The organism is Oleiphilus sp. HI0128 (assembly GCF_001635365.1).
Window position 1 is genome coordinate 1 of record NZ_LWGG01001469.1, and the last position, 1,355, is coordinate 1,355.

The following is a 1,355-nucleotide window of genomic DNA, read 5'->3' on the forward strand; positions in this document are numbered from 1 at the left end:
TCCCTAACCGATTCACTTGTGCGCGCGCCGACGACTGTTAAGTGACCTGTCATAATAATCGGGATCTTTGAATCATTAACATCTCTTAAACCCAGTGCCTTACTATAAAGCACCTGATAGTGCTGCTTTATCGCATCTTGTACATCTCGTTGCTTTTCTTTCCCTGTCGAACCGGAGTGACTACCAACCAGGTCTCTAGCTCTTAGAAATGGAACGGCACATATAATTCCCTTTATTTCTCCAGCAGCGCCTGTCACGGGCAATAGCTGTTGCTCGTAGGTATTCTCGTTTGCAGAAGAAATTACATGCGTGTTGAAGTGTGCAAGCAAGTCAGAGGTTTCTTCAAGCATGGCGACAGAATCATGATTTCCGGCAACAATAACGAGAGGCACAGCCTTGTTTGTCGCTTCACTAAAGTCAATCACAAACTTGTGATAAAGTTCGCGAGCATAGCTAGGTGGAGCCCCGGTATCAAATATATCGCCGGCAACAATAACGGCGTCAACCTCATGCTCAAGAACCTGCTCAACCAGCCAATTAAGGAAACCCTGATGTTCTTTTTGGCGACTTTTACCCATGAAATACTGACCAAGATGCCAGTCGGAGGAGTGAATTATTTTCAAGATGTTGACCCGATTTTCAATTTGAAGACTAATTTACCCCTTATTTTTGTGAAGTAAAGGCATTTTATTGCGGACTTGGTTCACATGGTTGCATAAGCTTTCAAAGTGATACAAAGATCACCTTGTTAATTTTCTTGTAAAAGATAAGTTTAATAGTAGCAATGAATTAGCAGGACTTATTGAGACAGATTATGAAAAGACAACTCATCTATCACACACCGATTGCACTCGATGCACAAAGCTATAAAACAAGTGAAGCATCTGTTTTATCAGGCCAAGGGGTACATGAGAGAGCAACGATTAAAACCATTTCTCGTGACGGCATATGCCTAAACTGTGACCAAGAAACCTTGCATCGCTTACTACCCAATACACCTTCGGTATCACCTAAGTGTCCGGTTAAAGTTGAAGTCGCATTTAAATTAGAAAGCTTTCTTCAAATTAATGCAGATGTAATCTGTATTAGACGCTTATCTAAAGATACCTTTCAACTTGAGTTACGCTTTGGCGCCTTAGATGCCGAAGCTGAGTGTGAAATTGACGCCTATATTGAACATTCACTATACAAAGAAAAGAGTAAAGTAGTGCAGCCGATAAGAGCTATGAATGAATATTCTGCAGTTGCTTAAGCATTTGATGATGTATAACTAGTTCACACCCAAGCTATGCTCTCGATGTGAACACTGATTTAAGTATTGGCTGGCTTAAAGCTACTTAGTGGGAGTAAGGGTA

At 41.2% G+C, this 1,355-nt stretch carries 2 protein-coding genes; one reads left to right on the top strand and one right to left on the bottom strand.

The window, feature by feature from the left end; all coding sequences use genetic code 11:
* Positions 1-578: exonuclease subunit SbcD (gene sbcD / locus A3763_RS24220; protein ID WP_156495307.1), on the bottom strand; the 578-nt coding region annotated here is incomplete at its 3' end.
* 236 nt (positions 579-814) lie between these two features.
* Here sbcD and A3763_RS24225 point away from each other — a divergent pair.
* Complete coding sequence (locus tag A3763_RS24225; RefSeq protein WP_068513731.1) at positions 815-1,252, top strand: hypothetical protein; 438 nt, start codon at positions 815-817, stop codon at positions 1,250-1,252.
* The last annotated feature ends 103 nt before the right edge of the window (positions 1,253-1,355 follow it).

Excerpts from the sequence above, each read along its gene's own strand:
- A3763_RS24225 (WP_068513731.1), top strand. The coding sequence starts at position 815 with ATGAAAAGACAACTCATCTATCACACACCGATTGCACTCGATGCACAA.